The sequence below is a fragment of the Nostoc sp. genome, from assembly GCF_036918245.1.
Classification (GTDB): Bacteria; Cyanobacteriota; Cyanobacteriia; order Cyanobacteriales; family Nostocaceae; genus Nostoc.
Genome location: NZ_JBALEF010000041.1, coordinates 18,991 through 39,657 on the forward strand (window position 1 = coordinate 18,991; position 20,667 = coordinate 39,657).

Below are 20,667 nucleotides of genomic sequence, written 5' to 3' on the forward strand. Positions count from 1 at the left end.
ACATCTGGTTAAAAAGAATGTGGAGAGATGTAGCAGTCCTACGTCTCTACAAAGGTTCTGGATAACGCATATTTAATTTCTGGAGTTATCTACTGTAATGGAGAAATAAAAAAGTGGCTTCGACATCAGACGATAAACTAAGTACCAGTCAGGGTGAAGCTAGTGAAGTAGAGCGTTGGGCATCTCTTATCGGTGGCGGTGCTATGGTGCTGATGGGTTTAAAGCAAGGTTCTTTGCGGGGAGCGCTGACGGCTTTGGCTGGTGGTGGTTTGATTTATCAAGGCGCAACTAAACAAAGTACAATCCAGCAAGCACAGGAAGCAATAGGGATAAATCAACCGATCAAAGTTGAAAAGACGGTAACAATTAATAAATCAGCAGAAGAATTGTATCGTTTTTGGCATAACTTTGAGAATTTGCCCACCTTTATGAAGCACCTCAAGTCTGTGAAAGTGTATAACGAAAAACGTTCTCATTGGATAGCGAATGCACCCTTGGATAATAGTGTAGAATGGGATGCAGAAATTCTTGAAGACCGGGAAAATGAATTTATTTCTTGGGCATCTGTAGAAGGTGCAGATGTTGATAATTCTGGTTTTGTCCGCTTTAAAAAAGCTTTAGGCGATCGCGGCACAGAAGTAAAGATTGTCTTGGAGTATAACCCACCAGGTGGTGCATTGGGAGCTACCGTAGCTAAACTTTTCGGTGAAGCACCAGAACAGCAAGTTGGTGATGAATTGCATCGCTTCAAAATGCTAATGGAAACAGGCGAAATTGCAACCACAGAAGGTCAATCAAGTGGACGCAAGTAGTTTCCAGGATTAGCACTGAAAAAGAGATTGATAGCGATCGCTTTCCCAAGTGCCTGAAAATGATCAAAAAGTTTGCCAAAGCAGAAGTGAATAAGTTAATGCTGGCAAAGTGTTGAAACAGATGGCTGGTGTCCTTATACCGATGCTTGTATTAATGCTATTGTTATAAATGTCCATCACATTTTTCAACAAAAAAAGGATAGCTCCATCAAAGTTATTCTTAAACCTGAATACTGAATGGCTATTCAGTATTTTGAATTGTACACGCAATATAATGCAATTGAGGTTTTTTATGAATCGAGTAATTTCATGGCTGCAAAATATTCGCATTTCCCAAATCGTTGTAGTTTTCCTTGTAGGATTTATGTTCTTACTGGGTCAGACTTTTAGCTACACTAACATAGCACTAGCTGATGTTAAGACTCCAGAGGGCACTTATTACCAAGGAGTGCCAAATGGGCAAGGTGAAATTAGAAACGATACCCAAATAGGAAATACTCAAAACTCCCAAAATCCAATAAAAAGCGCTGTTGATAATATCCGCGAAAAGTTAAACTTGGATGAAAAACCTCCTGAAGCGACAAAAGAGTTTCTTAAGTCTGCAACAAATCAAGTTGAAGAAACAGTTGAGCCAGTGACTGGAGAGAAAGAAGGTTATTACCATAATTCTTCTAAAAAATAACTGAGAAATAGAATCTGAGCTTCTAACAACTTTTGAGCCTCAGTTTTTGACTAAATAGATTGTCGAAAAAGCTTTAAAAAGTTACTAAGACGCGATAATTATCGCGTCTTAAAATCAGGATAAATCGAGTATTTGTCTTGATATTAACGAGCCAGAAATCATCACTTTCGTTTTCATTTCTCAATAAACTTAAGTTTTGTAGCAAAAATATTATTAGTGGGATAGGTTTAAAGTTAAAACTATAAAGAGGCAAAAAATATGTCTGATAAAACTGTTAACAAAGTAGACTCTAGTCATTCTCCTAAAGGCCAACTTGGTCAAAAATATCTGGCATCTGGCAAAAGTATTTCCATGCGTCTGTGGGAAAATGAACAACCGAACGAATCTAAAGAGCCAACAGCACGAGAATATGAAACTGTTGGTTATGTAATCAATGGTCGTGCCGAATTACATATTGAAGGGCAAACGATTTTACTAGAACCTGGGAGTTCTTGGATAGTACCAAAAGGAGCCAGCCACACCTATAAAATTCTAGAATCATTCACTGCTGTTGAAGCAACCAGTCCACCCGCTCAAGTTCACGGGCGAGATGAAAACTGATTTGCAGTTATTTGAAATTTGGCGATCGCTAAAAACTTCTAGCTGATTTCAATGGCATAGAATATAAAGCGTTCGTAGGGGAACAATATTCTTGTTCTCCTTTTTACTGTGCTTTGCAGCTTAGAAAGCATTGCAGCAAATTTTTCTGCTGACTTATTAGAAACACCACACTAAATATGCTTTATTTAGTGTAGTATTTCACTGTTTATTCATTCACCAGTTAAACTCAAATTTATGGCTTTATTCTGACGACTGATGCCTTAATTATATTTTGATAATTATAGATAATACTTATGGCATAAACCTTCTGATAGAGAGACATAACAAGATGAAATTGTATTCTATTAATAATGTTTTTTTTAATAAAATGCTTTTAAGAAAGTATGGTTTTCTATCAAAAAATTAAGTACAGATAATTACTCAATATTATTACTTAACAAAAATAGATGGAGTGAACAAATGAGATTTGTCTTAAGACGTCGCAAGTTTGGTCAATTGATGGTCTTCAGCACAGTAGCAGCTACAATCGCTAATTTTGTAGAGAAAGCTGTAGCAGAAACTCAAGTCAAAAAAACTACTCCAATGCTGGCAAGTTCGACACCTGAAACTGTGAAAGTGACGCTGCAAGTGAACGGAACAGCACATAGTTTGCAGATTGAACCGCGTGTTACCTTACTTGATGCACTTCGGGAATATATAGGACTAATTGGTACTAAAAAAGGTTGCGATCATGGTCAGTGTGGAGCTTGCACGGTGCTGGTTGATGGGCAACGGATTAATTCGTGCCTGACATTTGCGATTATGCATACTGATGCTGCGATCGCAACTATTGAAGGGCTGGAACAAGGAAATAATCTGCACCCGATGCAAGCTGCGTTTCTTGCCCACGATGCGTTTCAGTGTGGCTACTGCACACCAGGACAGATTTGTTCAGCAGTGGGTTTGGTGAACGAAGGACACGCTAAGTCAGATGCCGATATTCGCGAACTGATGAGCGGAAATATCTGCCGTTGTGGGGCTTATCCAAATATCGTGGCTGCTGTCCGCGATGTCTTAGAGGGGAAAAAAGATGCAGCCGTTTAACTATAAAAAAGCGGGACAAGCAGAGAATGCCGTGGCTTTGGTTACTCCAGATGCCCAGGCCTCGTACTTAGCTGGTGGTACCAGCCTCATCGATCTGATGAAGCTGAATGTACAGACCCCAAGACAGTTAGTTGACATTAACCCACTACCGTTAACCAAAATAGAAGTGCAGGGTAACGGCGTGCGGATTGGAGCAATGGCAAGCAATAGCGATGTTGCTTATAATCCGATAATTCGTGATCGTTACCCTGTGCTGTCAGAGGCGTTGCTGTCTGGGGCATCACCGCAACTGCGAAATATGGCAACAGTAGGCGGAAATTTACTGCAACGCACCCGGTGCTACTACTTCCGCGACACCGCCTTCCCCTGCAATAAGCGTGTTCCTGGTTCAGGTTGTCCAGCAATCGAGGGTTATAACCGCATCCATGCGATTCTTGGCGGTAGCGATCGCTGTATTGCCACCCATCCTTCGGATATGGCTGTGGCAATGGTGGCACTCGATGCCGTTGTCCAAACACGCGGACCGAGAGGAGAGCGCAGTATTCCGCTTGTAGATTTTCATCTTGTACCGGGTAATACACCAGAAAGGGAGACGGTTCTAGAACACGGAGAGTTAATTGTTGCCGTTGACTTACCTGCTTTAAACTTCGCCAGGCGATCGCATTATTTAAAAGTCCGCGATCGCGCCTCCTATGCCTTTGCGATGACATCGGTTGCAGCGGCATTAGATATTCAAAATGGGATTATTCGCTCGGCACGCATTGCCCTTGGTGGCGTAGGAACAAAGCCCTGGCGTGCTTTTGAAGCGGAAAAAGCACTTTTGAACAAGCCCGTAAACCAGGCAACATTTCAAGCAGCAGCATTGGCTGCGATCGCTGGAGCTAAACCTCAAAAATACAACGGCTTTAAAGTCGAACTGGCTAAACGCACAATTGTTAAGGCGCTGACAACGGTGGGAGGAATGGCATGAATACGGGGGATACAAATACAGTTCTTGGCAAACCGTTAAATCGAGTCGATGGACACCTGAAGGTGACGGGTGGCGCGCGCTATTCGGCAGAGTTCCCAGTAGCAAAAATGACTTATGGCGTGACAATTCAAAGCACGATCGCCAAAGGGAAGATTGCCCAAATCGATACAAAGGCGGCGGAAAAAGTACCGGGTGTGCTAGCAGTAATTACTCACCTCAATGCACCGAAGGCATCTGGAGAAAAGGGCGGCGGTCGCAAGCTGCAAGTCCTGCAAGATAACATTGTCCTGTATAGCGGTCAGCATATTGGTGTGGTCGTTGCCGATACCTTTGAACGAGCTATGTACGCTGCTTCACTGGTGCAAGTTCGCTATGACGAAGAGAAGCCGACCATCAATATGCGGGATAATCTCGCTAAGGCATACTTGCCTAAAGGTAAAATCCCCAGAGAAGAGCCGCCCGATTCAACTCACGGCAATATTAACCAGGGACTAGCGGCTGCGGCTGTCCGCGTCGAGCAAACCTATACTACACCGATTGAAAATCACAATCCGATGGAGCCTCATGCCACAACAGCAGTTTGGCAGGGCGATCAACTGCTGCTGTATGATGCAACTCAGGGAATTTTTCAGGTTCAACAAAAAGTTGCGGGGGTATTGGGGATTGAGCCAGAGAATGTCCGCGTGATGTCTTACTTTGTGGGCGGTGGCTTCGGTTGCAAAGGGTCGGCTTGGTCGCATGTGCCTCTAGCGGCGATGGCAGCACGGCAGGTTAAGCGCCCAGTCAAACTGGTACTAGGTCGGATACAGATGTATGGGCCTGTCGGCTTCCGACCAGAGACAATTCAACAGGTTGCTCTAGGTGCAACCCGCGAGGGCAAATTAACCGCTCTGCGACACAGTGGCATTTCCCAGACTTCAACTTTCGATGAATTTATCGAACCAGTTGGTAAAAGCGCCCGGATGATTTACGCTTGCCCGAATATCGAAACTAGCCATCATCTGGTGCAGCTCGATGAGGGTACACCAACCTTTATGCGTGCGCCTGGAGAAGCTTCTGGCTCGTTTGCCCTAGAATCAGCAATGGACGAACTAGCTTATGCGCTGAATATCGATCCGGTGGAACTGCGTCTGCGTAACCATGCTGATGTCGATCCTAGTAAAGGACTGCCTTGGTCGAGCAAGTCACTGATCCAGTGCTACAGATTAGGAGCAGAAAAGTTTGGTTGGCAAAAGCGCAATCCTAAGCCGCGTTCAATGCGAGATGGCAATTATTTGATTGGTTGGGGTATGGCGACAGCAACTTATCCTACCAACCGTTCTCCAGCATCAGCGATCGCCCGAATTATGGCAGACGGTACAGCCGTTGTGCAGAGCGGTTCGCAAGATATTGGCACGGGGACTTATACTGTAATGACTCAAGTCGCAGCTGAGGCACTCGGTCTACCAGTTGACAAAGTTCGCTTTGAACTAGGCGATACTAAGATGCCAGAAACCCCCGTTTCCGGTGGTTCACAAACTGCCGCCAGTGTCAGCTCGTCCGTGCATTTAGCGGGAAATCAAGCTCGCAGCCAGCTTTTAGAACTAGCACTTGCCGATCAAAAATCGCCGCTTTATAGTTCAAACGCTGAGGATGTGATTGCCGAAAATGGCAGCTTTTTCTTAAAAAATAAATCCTCTGCAACCGAAACATATCAGGCAATCTTGGCACGACATGGAATGAAAATGCTCGAAGCGCGTGCAGATGCCAAGCCTGGAGACGAACAAAAGAAGTTTTCAATGCACGCATTTGGAGCGCAGTTTGCCGAAGTGCGCGTTGAGCCTGATTTGGGCGAAGTGCGAGTGACGCGCTGGGTGGGAACTTTTGGCGTAGGACGAATACTCAACGCTAAAACAGCCAACAGTCAGCTAATTGGTGGGATTATCTATGGTATCGGTATGGCACTGATGGAACATACGGTAACAGACCCGAACCGAGGACGCGTTGTCAACCATGACTTAGCTGAGTATCACGTACCAGTGAATGCAGACGTTCCTGATATTCAGGTGTTGTTTGTCGATGAACACGATCCACATATCAACCCGCTTGGTGTCAAGGGAGTTGGTGAAATTGGGATTACCGGCACGGCGGCGGCGATCGCTAATGCTGTCTATCATGCCACAGGTAAGCGCGTCCGCGATTTGCCAATTACATTAGACAAGCTGCTGTAGATAGATTTGCGATCGCCGAAATGATGAAAGCTCAATCATATAATTAGCGATCGCTAATTTTCAAACTAAATTAAGTTGATTACAGCAGAATTCAAGTATTTGAACCACATCTGTTGTAGGGGCGCAAGGCCTTGCGCCCCTACCGCGTGGTCTATTTACCTGAAAATAGCTGTAACTTGCGATCGCTTCCAGCGGGCGGTTACGCCATCGCATCTGGCTTTTTGCGCGTAGGACGCTTGCGGTCTGATTTTTTCTTCAGTTCCACCGCTTGAGCCTGATCGCTATCTGAGCCATATTGCCCGCGCACGACTTCTTTCATCGCTAATACACCATTATGAAATTCCCACTCTGCTAATCGAGCAGCATCAGAAGCAGCACGGTATAAAGCTAGTTTCTCAGTTTCGGTTTGTTGAGAAATCAACATTGCCTGATAAACTTCTTGTAAATTTGCAGTAGAGGCATCAGCACGAGTTGTGTTATAGGTGCTGACAGTTTGCAAACCGTGGAATGGTCAATATTTTGACTAATGGTTTGAGGGCGCAAACGGCATGTTGTATCTTGGATAATCATAGATGTATCTACTAATATAGTCTACATATAATGTACCTATTGCGACTAAAAATATATCAGTAAGATAAAGTTTTAAATCGGGCAAGCTTAAACAAAGGGTAAGCATTGTGAATGCATCGACTTGCATTGTGAATGCATCGACTTGCATTGTGAATACATCGACTTGCATCGTGAATGCATTGACTTGCATTGTGAATGCATCGATTTGCATTGTGAATGCATCGACTTGCATCGTGAATGCATCGACTTGTATTGTGAATGCATCGACTTGCACTCAGATTTAAATCAGTTTTAAACCACAAAAAGCATTAAAATTTCTAACACTCCAAAGCTGAAGTGTTACTAGTGGGAATACAATCACAAAATTATACAGTTTTGTTAGTAGAGACTGCACTGGAAAATCGCGGAGGTTAAAACAATGGATGAGCGCGATCGCTACTTACGAATTGCTCTGGTTCTTATTGGAATAGCTTTTCTACTTATCTATCCCCTGAGTCAGGTTTGGGCATCAGGCTGGTTATGGCAACCACGTCAGCACGAATACGAACAGATGATTATTGGTGTTTATGCGACGCTTGGTGTCTTTTTGCTGTTAGCTTCAAAGCAACCAGAAGCTCACCTCAGTTTAATCTGGTTCACCGTCACATCAAGTTTAGTCCCCGGGCTGATCATGGCGGTACATGCAGTAATTGACCCTGTTGAACAGGGACATCTGTTTGGTGATGTTCCAGCATTGTTCTTGGTAGCAATTGTCCTTGGCTTTTTAGCGCCCCGCAAAGTAGTGTCAAGTACATGAGCGGGTATGGAATGTCTGTACATCTCTTGCAATTGAAGAGATAAGCAAAAGCGATCGCAAGGGCTGGCGTTGCTTCTCAACTCTTGGAGAGGCTGCACCAACAAGACGCTTTGCGCTAAATGAAGTTATGCTGTACCCCTACGGGGAAGCAAGCTAGCAAGAGCGTCTCTGTTAGGACAAAGCTTTACGCTTTACTTGCAATGACTGTAAATATTTTTGTCCATCTACTTATTTTTGTACTTAAAAATCCCTTAGAGGCAGTTTTCCTGCTGCACTTTGACTCCTACCTTTATCGATAAAGTTTTAAATTACAGCAGAATTCAAGTATTTGAACCACATCTGTTGTAGTAGGGGCGCAAGGCCTTGCGCCCCTACCGCGTGGTCTATTTACCTGAAAATAGCTGTAAGCAAGCTAAAACAAAAGGTAAGCATTGTGAATGCATCTTGCGGAGTATCCTTCAAAACACACCTTAGCTAGAGTCTCTGTGCCAGATAGCCGTGATAATATACGGCTCATTCCTGTTGTTGCTTGTAGGAGACAATTATGGAAATCAGTAGACGCAGCTTGTTAAAAACTGCTTCTGCTTCGGGATTAGTGGCAGCAGGACTTGCAGTTTCGGAAGGATTTTTGCAACCGATCCTTGCCCAAGCAGAACCTGTTGATGAAAAAACTCAACTGCTAGCCCAAAGTTCACCGACTTCAACGCGACGCGGCGAAATGTTGTATCGCAACCTGGGACGCACTAAAGAACAAGTATCTGTGATTGGCTTGGGGGGATATCACATTGGAAAAATTGAAGAAGAGCAAGAAAGTATCAAGTTGATCCGCAGTGCCATTGATCGCGGCATCAACTTTATGGATAACTCTTGGGACTATCACAATGGACGTAGCCACCGTTGGATGGGAAATGCTCTTAAGAATGGTTATCGCCAAAAGGTCTTCCTAATGACGAAAATCGACGGTCGCACCAAAGCCGCTGCCAAAATGCAGATTGATGAATCGCTCAAAGATTTGCAGGTCGATCACATTGATTTATTGCAGCATCATGAAATACTCCGCTTTGAAGACCCCGATCGGGTGTTTGCCCCCGGTGGCTCAATGGAGGCAGCCGTTGAAGCGCAAAAAGCAGGTAAAATTCGCTATATCGGTTTTACAGGACATAAAAATCCCCAGATTCACCTTCAAATGCTGGAAAGTGCTGCACAAAATGGTTTCCGCTTCGACACCGTGCAGATGCCCTTGAATGTAATGGATGCCCATTTTAGAAGTTTTGAACACCAGGTTTTACCTGTGCTAGTAAAAAACAACATTGGTGTATTGGCAATGAAAACGATTGGGGAGTCTTACATTCTCAGAAGCAACACGGTTAGTGCGATCGAGTGCCTACACTACGCAATGAATTTGCCAACCTCAGTTGTAATTACGGGCATTGACAGCATGAAAATTCTAGACCAGGCGTTTGAGGCAGTCCGCACGTTTGAGCCAATGGATCAAGCACGAGTTACAGCACTGTTAGCGCGTACCCGTGAGGCAGCTGCTAAAGGGCAGTACGAACGATATAAGACTACAACCCAAAATGATAGTACAGCCATGAATCCAGCTTGGCTTGGGTAAATATTAATACTATATTTAACCATTTTGTTTACGTAAACAGCGATGTCTACGAGGGTCACTGAGCGAATGGCACTAAGTTAAGATACAGCCCTTGCCCCAACTGGTTCCCAGCCTGGAGGCTGGGAACCCATTCTCGGAGGCTCCGCCTCCTCTTTCTTGACAAGAGGCAGAGCCTCTCGGAACTCGTTCCCAGCCTCCAGGCTGGGAACGAGGATACAATAAGTCTTTGGGCTTTTCTTAGTGCCATTCGGTCACTGAGCTTTGTCATACCACTTCCCTACGGGATACGCGAACGTGGAAGCAAGCTAGCAAGAGCGTCTTGTAGAGAAGTGCAGGCTACGCCTACGCAATTTCGTAGTTGTGAGTTAGATCAATTAGATATGAACCGATGCATTTTCACAAAAAGCCCATTATTTAATGCTGCTGAGTCTGTCGATTGGAAGATGTATTTATCCTCAAAGCCTTGAAATGTTATAGGAAGGTAGAAAAAGATTGACTTATCATGTCCAGATTTCCTTAAAGTAAGACAATATGCGAAAACATCATTATGAAACGCATTGCATATTAAGGACTCAGCATCATGGACAGGGATATGGCAACTAACTTGCTCGATCACGCTTATTTTTCATTCAATTTTGCAACATATAGCTTTATCCAAGGAGAACAATTATGTCCAACTTCAAAATATATTCTACTGGTATAGTAGCGATCGCCTTATCTTTGGCGACTGGTTGCACACCAACTACTCCCCATGACCAGACTACATCGGAAGCTCCATCTGCTGTGCCTGTACAAGGGACTGAAAGTCCATCACCAACTACCTCACCAACTGTATCACCAACTACCTCACCAACTGTTTCACCAACTCCATCAGGGCAAAATAGCCTCAGTTCTTCAGACAGACAGTTTATGACTGAAGCCGCTCAAGGTGGTTTAGCAGAAGTCCAATTAGGAAAACTGGCATCAAAACGTGGAGCTAGCAATGCGGTAAAACAGTATGGACAGCGTATGGTTGATGATCACACCCCGGTAAACAATGAACTCAAACAGTTGGCGACTCAAAAAGGTGTAACGCTTCCAACTACTCTCAATAGCACAAATAAGCAAGTCGAGCAGCGCTTATCTAAACTTTCTGGTACTAAGTTTAATAGCGAATATTTGAATCACATGCTTGAAGATCATCAAAAGGATGTCTCCGCATTTGAAACTGAATCTCAACAGGGACAAGATCCAGATGTGAAAGCATTTGCGGCTCAAAAGCTACCAACCCTCCAAGCTCACCTGGAAGAAGTTCGTTCTCTTATTAATCCTGGAAGTTCAACTAGTACCCCAACTCCAAGCAGTACCCCAACTCCAAGCAGTACCCCATAAGGCAATACAGTTCAGTTAAACATTTCTTTTTTCCCTTTGTGTCCACTGCGCGTACTCCTGCAAAGAAGCAAGCTATGCGTAGTGTCTCGTAAAGAAGGCGATAGCCTGCGACAAGTCGCTCTGCATCTACGTTAAAGAGTTTTAGCCAGAAAAATCTAATATTAGCGTTGCATGAAGGAATTAGATAATTTATTTCTTGGAGTTCTCTAAGTACAGTTTTGCGTAAGAGCGTAGATTTTTAATTGCAGAGGAACGCATTGGCATTGTCAGGCGACGCATTGGCATTGTCAGGCGATGCATTGGCATTGTCAGGCGATGCATTGGCATTGTCAGGCGATGCATTGGCATTGTCAGACGACGTATTGGCATTGTAAGGTGACGCATTGGCATTGTCAGACGACGCATTGGCATTGTCAGGCGACGCATTGGCATTGTCAGGCGACGCATTGGCATTGCAGGGTATTTCCAAATTTAATTCGCTACGAATTGCTGTACTAAATCCAAAATTTCATTATTAAGGAACCACGATGCCTAAAGTGTTTAAAGGAAAATTTTCTCGTCGTCAGATTCTCACTACTGCTGGGTTAGGAGCCATTTCAGCCACCGCAATTGGTAGTATAGGCGAAGAGGTTGTTGCCCAACAGCCAACTGAGCAAGCCACCCCACGCGGAGGCCCCTTACCGCCTCAAATTCAGTTTCCGCCCATCTCGGAAAAGACTGAGGTTGATACGGGTGGGCCACCAACTGCATTACCCCCAGAACGACGTTTGGGGTTTGCGATCGTTGGACTTGGCAGATTGACATTAGAAGAAATCATGCCTGCGTTTGCAGAATGTAAACTAGCAAAGCCAGTTGCATTGGTTAGTAGTGATGCTGCTAAAGCAAATCTTGTTGCACAGCAGTATGGCATTAAACCGCAGAACATCTACAACTATCAGAATTACGACAATCTCCGCAACAATCCAGACATTGATGTGATTTATATTGTACTGCCTAACAGTATGCACCGGGAATATACGGTGCGTGGTGCGAAAGCAGGAAAGCATATTCTGTGTGAAAAGCCAATGGCAACCACAGTCGAAGATGCTCAACAGATGATCGATGCGTGCAAACAAGCGAATCGCAAGCTGATGATTGCTTATCGCTGCCAATACGAGCCACACCATCGCGCCATGATTCAGATGATCCGCAGCAAAGAATTGGGAACTGTGAAGGTGATTCAGGCAGACAACGGACAAAACCAGGGAGGTGACTTGAGCCAGTGGCGATTGAAACGCGCTTTAGCTGGAGGTGGTTCTTTACCGGATGTGGGAGTTTATTGCTTGAATGCAACTCGCTATTTGACGGGAGAGGAACCGATCGCAATTAGCGCCCAAATCTTTAGCACTCCTGGCGATCCCCGCTTCAAAGAAGTTGAAGAAAGTGTCACCTTCCAGCTGCGGTTTCCCAGTGGGATACTAGGGATTTGCTCCACTAGCTACGGCTTCCACGAAGCGCGTCGATTCCGCGTTTTCGGCTCTGATGCTTGGGCGCAACTCGATCCGGGGTTTTCCTATAACGGTTTGCGGATGATGATTTCGCGCAAATCGCCCACCAATAGCATGGCAGAAAACATCAGCGAAGTGCGGATAGGTGAGAAAAATCAGTTTGCCTTAGAAATCGATCACATGGCGGATTGTGTGATTCAGAACAAGCAACCCCATACCCCTGGTGAAGAAGGTTTGCAAGACCAAAAACTAATCGCGTTGATTTACGAAGCCGCACAAACAGGCAAGACGATTACCCTACCTCGTGTGTCAGGACTGGATACCACTCGTGGCCCTGCTCCTCGAATGCTGAAGTAAATGTGTGCATACCGCAGTCATGACAACCTCTACTTAGAGTCCGTTTCGTAAATCTTTGTTTTGCGATCGCTCAATTGCCTCAATTGTCTCCAACATTGGGGGTTGGATGGAGGATACAGAGGGAGCTTGGTTAATAACTTCTCTCACCACCTCTCCCCTGTTTCTTCAACTTTACAATCCAGTTCTTTTCTTACCCAATATTTCTAGAACTGACACCAAATGCTTGATTTTATTGTTACCGGATTTTAAACACCTTGAATGTCTAGATTGGCTTGAAAACCAATAGGCTTATTTTCAACAATGGCGAATCTAGATTCTTGGAAGAACAAAGAACCAGTGAGGGCATCATAACTGAAGTCACTGATTCAAATAGCGCCAAAACCTGCTTGAGAAACCTGAATTTTGTCACCTTCAACAGCCTTGAAGTCTTTAATAATGTCAACACCCTCTAATAAGTTGGTAAAAACAAATTTATCTGCACTTACTCCACCAGTGAGAGTATCGTTACCATTTCCACCAGTAAGTATGTCATTGCCACTTTTGCCAGAAAGTGTATCCTCACCACCATTACCAAATAACAGATTATTTTGCCCATCTCCAACAATGGTGTCACTTTGATTTGTGCCTTTGATATTATCAAAGTTTATAAATGTGAACTTAGCGGTGTTCCCGCCAGGAAGATTATTCACTACGAAACTTTGAGTTTCTAGGTTGGCGTTTACTGATACATCAGGCCCCAGGGTAAGCGCGTCTCAAATGCTATTGACAAGCGGATTCAGAAGCATCATCATGTTGAGATAAACAAGCAGCAAGAATAGTAAGCATGTAATTATTATCCATTGCCGCTCGATGAGATTTTTGGCGATTACTACGCTTGAAAGATTCCTCTCGGTTCAAACCATTCAGGGCAATCCGTCGCAGCAGAGCAAAATTCTGTGGTGCATGACCAGTACGGATGCGACTTGCATCTTCATTGAAAGTGACATCAAGAGTCCAATGTAAACCATTCTCAATGCCCCAATGCAGACGAATAGTCTGCCCTAGTTTACAGGCGTCACTTTCCAAACTAGTCAAATAAAATTGAATCTCACGGGTAGTTTTGTTCCATAAATGTCGCACTCACACCAGCATTACAACGGTTTTGAGACCTGCCCAATCAGCAGGTTGATGCAGTGGAGGTAGTTGAGAAACAGGTACAGCCCAAACAAGTCTTTTTTCCGTGCGATGATGTCCTTTCTCCACCCGTTGGTTATAGCTTACGGTTATACCCTCAAAGTTGAGAGCTTGTGCTTGCTCAAACCAAGCCTTAACTTGGGCATGAAGTGTAGGATGGTTGGCTTTAAGTGCTAAAACATAATCTGCTTTGGCATTGTATATTTGAGCAGCAATTGCGGTTTGTGAACGCAAAAGCATCAATCGTGATCATGCACCCAGCAAGGTCAAGCAGTTCTAACAGAGCCGGAATTGCCGTGATTTGATTCGATTTATCAGCAACTTTTACTTGACCCAAGACAAGACGATACTTACTTGCCCAAGTACTGACAAGGTGTAAGGCTGATTTTCCTTGTTCTGTGTCATCGGAACCTTTAAGAGTCTTGCCATCGATGGGAATCACTTGTGTACCTACTGTTTCAACTATCGACTGTACCCATTTTTGAAAGCAACGCTCAAATACTTTCGGGTTAATCCGCTCAAATACTCGTCGAAACGTATCTGGGCAAGGAATACCATTAGGTAGAGCTAAAAATTCCCTTCACCAATCATATTTGCTTAACCCGTAAGTTTCCATATCTTCCCATCCTTTACCTCCTGCAATCACTGATAGTATTCCGATAATTAGAATGTCTGTTAACAAGTGGGCACGAGTGCGTTGCGATGCCTGCGGCGAGCTTCGCTAACGCCGGTCTTCTATCTCACGAACAAACGAGTACATTTGTTCTGTTACGGCTGTAGCACTGGGTACATTCAATTTGGAATTCGTTTTACGCTTTGAACTAGCACAGTTGAAGCCTGATCCCATAAGATAGTCCCCGACAATATTTAACGCTCGTTCATTAGGCTACTACTTAACACATTTCATACTCATAATCTCTTATCTGCATACATACTTTATCAAAATAATCTGTACTTTTAATTACAAAATTAGATGCGCTTACCCTGATATTTAGCTAACGAATTTCAAAATCCCTATGACCTGCGTGCATTGCTCTTATGCACTGAAGATCATTACATCGTAGGTTATTGCCCTCGGTATATTGTGGATGATGTTTTTAAACTCAAGAACAAAAATTCAGAACTTCTAAAAGTACATGTTGAGCGCGTTAACCCAGTGCCGACACCTCTCCAGCTGCGTTTATTGTGCAATATGACCGCAGAATGGCATGAAGGCTTTCGTCCATTTTCTAGTCAGGAGTATCAGCCAATAAAGGCTGATATCCCAGTGACTTATGCTAGTTTTTAGAGTTCATTTGCGGCGAGAAAAGCTTCGACTTCAGCAGCAGTAGGTTGAGAAGCGATCGCACCTGGTTTAATAGTAGTCAGTGCCCCAACAGCATTGGCATAAGTGACAATGCGTTTTGCTGTTTCTGCATCCCGCAAGCTGTGGATACCATACTGACTCAGTTGGTAGATGAATCCTGCCAAAAAGCTATCTCCTGCACCAGTTGTATCAACTACAGGGATGGAAAACGAGGGTAATTTGCCTTCATTCTCACCTAGACAATAAGTGCAGCCGTTTTCCCCATCTGTCACCAGTACTCCCTCAATTGAAGCTAGACGATAAGTAATGGCTCCGGGATCTGCGGTTTCAAATAGCCATTCAGCCTCTTCTTTGGAGAGTTTGAGGAAATCGACTCGCTTAAATAATTCTGGAATTTTTTGACGGGCGATGTTTGGCTCTTTCCAAAATACAGGACGCCAGTTGACATCCAGCACAATTTTTAAGTCGTAATGTTCTGCTAACTCTAAAGCGCGGTGAATTGCCTCTTCAGTTTCAGGATAGGCTAATTCCAAAGTACCCAAAACCAGAAAATCTGCCTCTTGAAACAGCGAATTTGGCAATTGTTTAGCTTGCAGGCGAGTATCGGCAAATTCTGCGGTATCGTACTGACCAAATCCGGCAAAGGTGCGATCGCCAGCCAGATCCCGTGTAACATAAACTTGCCGCGTTGGTGCTGTGGGATGGCGTTGTACTCCTGTAGTCTCTACACCTACATCTTGTAATAGCTTGACCAGTGTATTCCCTGGCTCATCTTCGCCAACGGCTCCGATAAATCCCGCTGACATTCCCAGCTTGACTAAAGCACAGGCTACATTAGCTGGTGCCCCTCCTGGGTAAGGAGTCCAAGATTTCACTTCTTCCAGCTTTAGCCCTAATTGATCGGCTAAACAATCAAACAAAATTTCACCAAGGCACAAAACACGGGGATTGCTCATCTCATTTTCAATTTTAGATTTCGATTTGGGATTAGGAATTTACAGTATAAAATCTACAATAATTTTTGCTAATCTGTCGCCAGTCCTTCATAGAATTAAATAGCAATTTTTACTACTCCTATTACCATGTATATGCTTCTAATCCTCGCTTATTTTATCTCAGCATTTAGACGTAAATTATCTCAAGATGAGCTATATTTATTACTTAATGTGTCGCGTAGTTTATATTTTTGCCAACTTGAAATCCAAAGAAAATATTGACAATCGTATTACTGCTAATACTTGAAACCCCTACCAAGAAAAGAATCTTCTAGAATTAGAAAGAGCGATTAAGTACATATACCAAGGGAGGATAGAAATAGTCATGGCTGGTGGCAAGTCTGAGACCCCCGTTAGTCTGTCAGACAGAGAACTGCAAATTATCGACCTAGTGGCCGCTGGCTTAACTAACCAAGAGATTGCAGGAAAACTGGAGATTAGCAAGCGTACAGTTGATAACCATATCAGTAATATTCTCACTAAGACTGAGACAGATAATCGAGTAGCTCTTGTCCGCTGGGCTTTACAGTGGGGCAAAGTCTGTTTGAATGATGTCAATTGCTGTACTCTGCCTAATCAGATTGAATAAACAATTTACTAGTAGAAGCGTAATTGCTTTGGTCTAGTAAATTACAAGCCAATTTTGAGTTTTACTGATTGTTCCCTCTTTACGTCTAAGTTTTCAGTGTGGACACTCTACCAAAAGTTCCGAGTCCATCACTCAGCTGGAGTTTATGTTAGTGGAGCCAGCTGACCCTCGGACTCGGAAACTATCAAACATCAGAATTCCTTTCCAAATTCAGCAGAACAGATGTAGGACTGGGGACTGGGGACTGGGGTCTGGGGTCTAGGGAGAAGCATCTACAATGCCCAATGACGCCACTTGCTCCACTTGGGGAAACCCCAAGACCGCAGTGGCTCCCCAATGCCCCATACCCTAACAAAACAATCATCTACAAAAATTAGCAACAATTCAGTGGTGCAAGCGTTACATTTGAAAGAAATCTATGTTGCCCCATCGGCTTTGGGAGTAGTGTTCCAATGAATACTTCCGCTTCTTTTCAGGGTAGCTCGTCTCCCTTTAAATTTTTTAACTTTGATTTTACGATACCTGTATCTGAGAAGGTTCCAAGTCTAGAAGACCAATCTTTAGACTTTTGGCAACCCACACAAGATGCCGACTTACTCAAACAGCTATCGTTTATTCCAGGGTTGAAAGAAATTTTGATGCTGCGGCAGGTTCACGCTTTAGAACATGCTACTGTTTGGGTTCTTAGTGAATCAAAAAGTGCCTATTCTTCCCCAGCAGAATCCACTAACGTTCAACTAGATAATGAACTATTAGGCGGTTTATCTACTGAGCAGGGATTCTACCTCTATGGTGAGGTAAATATTAGTGATTTGCGGCGTGCGGTAATACTTGCTCGACATCGCATCACCAGTGGAGAGTGGGATTTGGCTGTACATCCCCGTTGTGGCACAAATTTATCAGTAGCAATGCTCTTAACGGCTGGACTAGCTGTCGGTGTGCATCTGTTGCTACCATTTCGACCAATAGAGCAACTTATAGGTTTGGGGTTAGCGGCAACGACAGCCGCAGAACTCGCACCTGATTTGGGTTCTATGGCACAGCGTCACCTAACAACTGCCATTCCTTTTAACCTAGCAATTGAAAATATTACCCGTACACGCGACGTTTGGGGGCGTGAGGCACATTTTGTTAAAGTAGGCTGGCAAGAATGAAGAGAGTAAGAAGAGATGAGGGGGACAAGATAAAATTTTCTCTCTTGTCTCCCCCATCTCCCCCCACTCCCTACTTCTTACTCCCCTAAAAAAAATTATGAGAAAACTTTACTTCTTACTTCCTGGTACAGATAGCAAATTTGCCTGTGGTGGTCTTTGGGCTGAGTTAAAAGCACTTAATCTAGCTCAGAATTTCTGTAGTGCTGATGTTGTAACTTACCGTCAACGGGAAAAAGATAAGCTTTTTATTGATGATTTGCTAAAAGAGAAAAATTTAAATGATGTAATTTTTGTGATCAGTTGGGGGTTTGATATAGCTCAACTCGTGGCTAAACTTAAGCAATACAATGTCGTTTACCATGCACATAGTGCAGGTTATCCATTTAGGCTACCTGCAAGTATTCCAATCATGACTGTTAGCCGCTATACAATGGGATATTGGGGAGAAAAATCACCCAATTCTCTGATTTATTATTTGCCCAATCAAATTTCTGATGAGTTTCAAAATTTAGGTTTGGAACGGGATATTGATGTTTTAGTTCAAGCTCGGAAGTCTTCTGAGTATTTAATTAAAGAATTGATTCCAGCGTTGCAAAAACGTTGTAAAGTATTGGTTGTTGACTCTTATGTAGAGGATTTACCTGGACTATTCAACCGAGCTAAGGTTTACCTATATGATTCTGCTGAATACTGGGCACAACAGCGTGTTAGTGAAGGATTTGGTCTACAACCAATGGAAGCTCTTGCTTGTGGTTGTCAAGTATTTTCTAGTGTCAACGGTGGACTAGCTGATTACTTAGACCCTGGATTTAATTGCTATAAAATTGCTGGATATTCTCAAGAATATGATGTGCAACGTATTTTGAAAGTAATTGAATCTTCAGTAGATTTTAGCTTATCTGAAGATTTTTTGGTTGAGCATCGAACTGAAAATATTATTAAACGTTTCCAAGTTATTTTGGATGAGTTAAATGAGTTTTTTGACCACAAAATTTATCAGCCATCTAATATTAAGAGTTTGACGAAAACACGGATGGCGAAATTACTTGCTCAGAGGGTATATGGGAAGCTGAGGAAGAAATATTTTAAGTAATACAAATAATACAAACGAACCGCAGAGGCGCACAGTTCACAGAGACAAGAGAGGAAATTGCATGAATCGGCGGTTATTAGTTACTGGGGGTGCGGGGTTTATTGGGGCGAATTTTGTCCATCATTGGTGTCAGGTTTATCCAGACGATCGCGTGGTGGTGTTGGATGCTCTTACTTATGCGGGGAATCGTCTGAATTTGGCGCTAGTTGAGGGAAGAGAAAATTTTCGGTTTGTGCAGGGGGATATTTGCGATCGCACCATCATAGACGAGTTATTATCAACAGAAAATATTAATATCATCGCCCATTTTGCCGCTGAATCTCATGTCGATCGTTCGATTCTTGGGCCAGCTGCTTTTGTGCAAACTAATGTGGTCGGAACTTTCACCCTACTAGAAGCTTTTCGACAACACTGGGAGGCGAAAGCACAGCCATCTGATTATCGTTTCCTGCACGTTTCTACTGATGAAGTTTACGGTAGCCTGGGCGCAGATGATGCAGCTTTTTGTGAAACGACACCCTACGCTCCCAATAGTCCCTATTCAGCTTCAAAAGCGGGTAGTGATCATTTAGTCCGTGCTTATTATCATACTTATCAACTTCCAACCATTATCACAAATTGCTCTAATAATTACGGCCCTTATCAGTTTCCCGAAAAACTGATTCCCCTGATGTGTATCAACACTTTGATAGGGAAACCATTACCTGTTTATGGTGATGGTAATAATGTACGGGATTGGCTTTATGTGGGCGATCATTGCCGTGCTTTAGATGTAGTAATTCATCATGGTCAACCAGGGGAAACATACAATATTGGTGGCAATAATGAGGTGGAAAATATTAACCTTGTCCAACTTTTGTGTGAAATGATGGATGAATTAGCACCTGATTTACCTATACATCCAGCAAAGCAGTTGATTACTTTTGTCAAAGATAGACAAGGACATGATCGGAGATATGCAATTAATGCGAACAAAATTAAAACTCAGCTTAGTTGGACACCTTCAGTAACAATTGCTGAGGGTTTACGTTTAACTGTTGAATGGTATCTCAATCATCGTCATTGGTGGGAACCTCTGCTGTCTGCGGAATATCAAGCTTACTATCGCAAAAATTATCTGTAAAATTACCCAAAATGGAGCTAACTCTAACGAGTAACTGTCTCAAATTTTTATGGGAAACTAATTTGTCATAATGTAAGCGACCAAGAATTATGCCTGGATGTCTATTTTGATTTTGAGCAAATTCTTCAATTTCTTTACGAGAAAATACTTTTTTACTCCTGATAATAAATTCATTTAATGTCTGAGGATTTATTAACCAGTCAGTAGCTTTTTCATTAGCTTCTGTTTCTTCATCATTCTCTTCTAACGCATCCAAGTTGTCTAAATAAGCTCCTTGATGTCCTAAAACAATATGTGCTAACTCATGCATGAGTGTGAACCAGAATGAATCTATCCGGTCATATCTCAATGTCAACGCGATAATGGGATTGCTATTTAAATAAAAGCCTGCACCATCCAAGTAGGTTTTGCTTAAATGGGGCACAATTAGAAAATGTACACCTAAATTTGCCATCAATTTAGGAATCTGCACGATACCTTCTACTTGTTTAGCACAAGCAAGAATTTCAGGAATGGCAGTCTCCAGTTTTTTGCGTTCAAAACTACCAACAATTTGTTGTTTTGCTAGGTTCTCAACTTGTTTTACCGTAAGGATTCAGGTCTAATATTTAGGAAGCAGTGATGGCCGAGACAGATAATTATTAGAATTAGCCAGCAGTGCTTGTGCAAAAAAGTCAATCA

20 protein-coding genes and 2 pseudogenes are annotated in these 20,667 nt (G+C 43.2%); 16 read left to right on the forward strand and 6 right to left on the reverse strand.

Translation table 11 applies throughout. From position 1 onward, the window contains the following. The first annotated feature begins 113 nt into the window (after positions 1-113). From V7L12_RS09370 to V7L12_RS09395, 6 genes are all read left to right on the forward strand, one after another. Complete coding sequence (locus tag V7L12_RS09370) at positions 114-812, forward strand: SRPBCC family protein (protein ID WP_335084075.1); 699 nt, start codon at positions 114-116, stop codon at positions 810-812. A gap of 292 nt (positions 813-1,104) precedes the next feature. Further along, a complete protein-coding gene (locus tag V7L12_RS09375) occupies positions 1,105-1,494 on the forward strand; it encodes a hypothetical protein (RefSeq protein ID WP_334814910.1) in 390 nt (129 codons plus the stop codon). Between the two features lie 258 nt (positions 1,495-1,752). Next, positions 1,753-2,094, forward strand: coding sequence for a cupin domain-containing protein (locus V7L12_RS09380; RefSeq protein ID WP_335084076.1), 342 nt, complete (start codon positions 1,753-1,755; stop codon positions 2,092-2,094). A gap of 459 nt (positions 2,095-2,553) precedes the next feature. Further along, positions 2,554-3,177, forward strand: a complete 624-nt coding sequence (locus V7L12_RS09385; RefSeq protein ID WP_335084077.1) for a (2Fe-2S)-binding protein — start codon at positions 2,554-2,556, stop codon at positions 3,175-3,177. Then, entirely contained in the window at positions 3,164-4,147 is a 984-nt protein-coding gene (locus V7L12_RS09390; protein WP_335084078.1) for an FAD binding domain-containing protein, read from the forward strand. The genes V7L12_RS09385 and V7L12_RS09390 overlap by 14 nt, the downstream gene beginning before the upstream one ends. Then, the gene (locus V7L12_RS09395) at positions 4,144-6,357 is read left to right on the forward strand and encodes a xanthine dehydrogenase family protein molybdopterin-binding subunit (RefSeq protein ID WP_335084079.1); all 2,214 of its coding nucleotides are present in this window, start codon (positions 4,144-4,146) and stop codon (positions 6,355-6,357) included. Before V7L12_RS09390 ends, V7L12_RS09395 begins: the two co-directional genes overlap by 4 nt. Before the next feature lie 199 nt (positions 6,358-6,556). Here V7L12_RS09395 and V7L12_RS09400 read toward each other — a convergent pair. After that, positions 6,557-6,927, reverse strand: a pseudogene (locus V7L12_RS09400) (hypothetical protein). A gap of 418 nt (positions 6,928-7,345) precedes the next feature. Here V7L12_RS09400 and V7L12_RS09405 point away from each other — a divergent pair. The 3 genes from V7L12_RS09405 (at position 7,346) to V7L12_RS09415 (ending at position 10,709) form a co-directional block, all read left to right on the forward strand. Next, complete coding sequence (locus V7L12_RS09405) at positions 7,346-7,723, forward strand: DUF6632 domain-containing protein (RefSeq protein ID WP_335084080.1); 378 nt, start codon at positions 7,346-7,348, stop codon at positions 7,721-7,723. A gap of 544 nt (positions 7,724-8,267) precedes the next feature. After that, entirely contained in the window at positions 8,268-9,338 is a 1,071-nt protein-coding gene (locus V7L12_RS09410; RefSeq protein WP_335084081.1) for an aldo/keto reductase, read from the forward strand. 669 nt (positions 9,339-10,007) lie between these two features. Continuing rightward, a complete protein-coding gene (locus V7L12_RS09415) occupies positions 10,008-10,709 on the forward strand; it encodes a DUF4142 domain-containing protein (RefSeq protein ID WP_335084082.1) in 702 nt (233 codons plus the stop codon). Between the two features lie 189 nt (positions 10,710-10,898). Here the strand turns inward: V7L12_RS09415 and V7L12_RS09420 are convergent, their stop codons facing one another. Then, positions 10,899-11,162, reverse strand: coding sequence for a hypothetical protein (locus V7L12_RS09420; protein ID WP_335084083.1), 264 nt, complete (start codon positions 11,160-11,162; stop codon positions 10,899-10,901). Between the two features lie 74 nt (positions 11,163-11,236). Here V7L12_RS09420 and V7L12_RS09425 point away from each other — a divergent pair, with 74 nt between their 5' ends. Further along, positions 11,237-12,553: a Gfo/Idh/MocA family protein gene (locus tag V7L12_RS09425; RefSeq protein ID WP_335084084.1), complete on the forward strand. Its 1,317-nt coding sequence runs from the start codon at positions 11,237-11,239 to the stop codon at positions 12,551-12,553. Between the two features lie 94 nt (positions 12,554-12,647). Next, on the forward strand, positions 12,648-12,839 hold the full coding sequence (locus V7L12_RS33155) for a hypothetical protein (protein ID WP_442947881.1): 192 nt from the start codon (positions 12,648-12,650) through the stop codon (positions 12,837-12,839). 79 nt (positions 12,840-12,918) lie between these two features. On the opposite strand, the gene V7L12_RS09430 is transcribed toward V7L12_RS33155, so the two are convergent. Next, positions 12,919-13,242 (reverse strand): hypothetical protein, encoded by a 324-nt coding sequence (locus tag V7L12_RS09430; protein ID WP_335084085.1) that lies wholly within the window; start codon positions 13,240-13,242, stop codon positions 12,919-12,921. Positions 13,243-13,312: 70 nt separating this feature from the next. Continuing rightward, positions 13,313-14,372: pseudogene (locus V7L12_RS09435) on the reverse strand (ISAs1 family transposase). Positions 14,373-14,810: 438 nt separating this feature from the next. Between V7L12_RS09435 and V7L12_RS09440 the strand changes: the two are divergent. Next, positions 14,811-15,014, forward strand: coding sequence for a hypothetical protein (locus tag V7L12_RS09440; RefSeq protein ID WP_335084086.1), 204 nt, complete (start codon positions 14,811-14,813; stop codon positions 15,012-15,014). On the opposite strand, the gene V7L12_RS09445 is transcribed toward V7L12_RS09440, so the two are convergent. Continuing rightward, a complete protein-coding gene (locus V7L12_RS09445) occupies positions 15,011-15,988 on the reverse strand; it encodes a carbohydrate kinase family protein (protein WP_335084087.1) in 978 nt (325 codons plus the stop codon). The two genes, V7L12_RS09440 and V7L12_RS09445, sit on opposite strands and share 4 nt — an antisense overlap. Positions 15,989-16,352: 364 nt before the next feature. On the opposite strand from V7L12_RS09445, the gene V7L12_RS09450 reads away from it, so the two are divergent. From V7L12_RS09450 to rfbB, 4 genes are all read left to right on the forward strand, one after another. Continuing rightward, positions 16,353-16,616, forward strand: coding sequence for a helix-turn-helix domain-containing protein (locus V7L12_RS09450; RefSeq protein ID WP_099103136.1), 264 nt, complete (start codon positions 16,353-16,355; stop codon positions 16,614-16,616). Between the two features lie 452 nt (positions 16,617-17,068). Next, positions 17,069-17,770 (forward strand): DUF6391 domain-containing protein, encoded by a 702-nt coding sequence (locus tag V7L12_RS09455; RefSeq protein ID WP_335084088.1) that lies wholly within the window; start codon positions 17,069-17,071, stop codon positions 17,768-17,770. 97 nt (positions 17,771-17,867) lie between these two features. Continuing rightward, positions 17,868-18,863, forward strand: a complete 996-nt coding sequence (locus tag V7L12_RS09460; protein WP_335084089.1) for a glycosyltransferase — start codon at positions 17,868-17,870, stop codon at positions 18,861-18,863. 61 nt (positions 18,864-18,924) lie between these two features. Then, positions 18,925-19,986, forward strand: a complete 1,062-nt coding sequence (gene rfbB, locus V7L12_RS09465) for a dTDP-glucose 4,6-dehydratase (protein WP_335084090.1) — start codon at positions 18,925-18,927, stop codon at positions 19,984-19,986. Here the strand turns inward: rfbB and V7L12_RS09470 are convergent. Further along, positions 19,913-20,440 carry an ImmA/IrrE family metallo-endopeptidase gene (locus V7L12_RS09470; RefSeq protein WP_335084091.1) on the reverse strand — a complete coding sequence of 176 codons (528 nt, stop codon included), beginning with the start codon at positions 20,438-20,440 and terminating at the stop codon, positions 19,913-19,915. The two genes, rfbB and V7L12_RS09470, sit on opposite strands and share 74 nt — an antisense overlap. Between the last annotated feature and the right edge of the window lie 227 nt (positions 20,441-20,667).

Coding starts and splice junctions, on each gene's coding strand:
- V7L12_RS09375 (WP_334814910.1), top strand. CDS start 1,105: ATGAATCGAGTAATTTCATGGCTGCAAAATATTCGCATTTCCCAAATC.
- V7L12_RS09380 (WP_335084076.1), top strand. CDS start 1,753: ATGTCTGATAAAACTGTTAACAAAGTAGACTCTAGTCATTCTCCTAAA.
- V7L12_RS09385 (WP_335084077.1), top strand. CDS start 2,554: ATGAGATTTGTCTTAAGACGTCGCAAGTTTGGTCAATTGATGGTCTTC.
- V7L12_RS09390 (WP_335084078.1), top strand. CDS start 3,164: ATGCAGCCGTTTAACTATAAAAAAGCGGGACAAGCAGAGAATGCCGTG.
- V7L12_RS09395 (WP_335084079.1), top strand. CDS start 4,144: ATGAATACGGGGGATACAAATACAGTTCTTGGCAAACCGTTAAATCGA.
- V7L12_RS09405 (WP_335084080.1), top strand. CDS start 7,346: ATGGATGAGCGCGATCGCTACTTACGAATTGCTCTGGTTCTTATTGGA.
- V7L12_RS09410 (WP_335084081.1), top strand. CDS start 8,268: ATGGAAATCAGTAGACGCAGCTTGTTAAAAACTGCTTCTGCTTCGGGA.
- V7L12_RS09415 (WP_335084082.1), top strand. CDS start 10,008: ATGTCCAACTTCAAAATATATTCTACTGGTATAGTAGCGATCGCCTTA.
- V7L12_RS09420 (WP_335084083.1), bottom strand. CDS start 11,162: ATGCCAATGCGTCGCCTGACAATGCCAATGCGTCGCCTGACAATGCCA.
- V7L12_RS09425 (WP_335084084.1), top strand. CDS start 11,237: ATGCCTAAAGTGTTTAAAGGAAAATTTTCTCGTCGTCAGATTCTCACT.
- V7L12_RS09445 (WP_335084087.1), bottom strand. CDS start 15,988: ATGAGCAATCCCCGTGTTTTGTGCCTTGGTGAAATTTTGTTTGATTGT.
- V7L12_RS09450 (WP_099103136.1), top strand. CDS start 16,353: ATGGCTGGTGGCAAGTCTGAGACCCCCGTTAGTCTGTCAGACAGAGAA.
- V7L12_RS09455 (WP_335084088.1), top strand. CDS start 17,069: ATGAATACTTCCGCTTCTTTTCAGGGTAGCTCGTCTCCCTTTAAATTT.
- V7L12_RS09460 (WP_335084089.1), top strand. CDS start 17,868: ATGAGAAAACTTTACTTCTTACTTCCTGGTACAGATAGCAAATTTGCC.
- rfbB (WP_335084090.1), top strand. CDS start 18,925: ATGAATCGGCGGTTATTAGTTACTGGGGGTGCGGGGTTTATTGGGGCG.
- V7L12_RS09470 (WP_335084091.1), bottom strand. CDS start 20,440: ATGGCAAATTTAGGTGTACATTTTCTAATTGTGCCCCATTTAAGCAAA.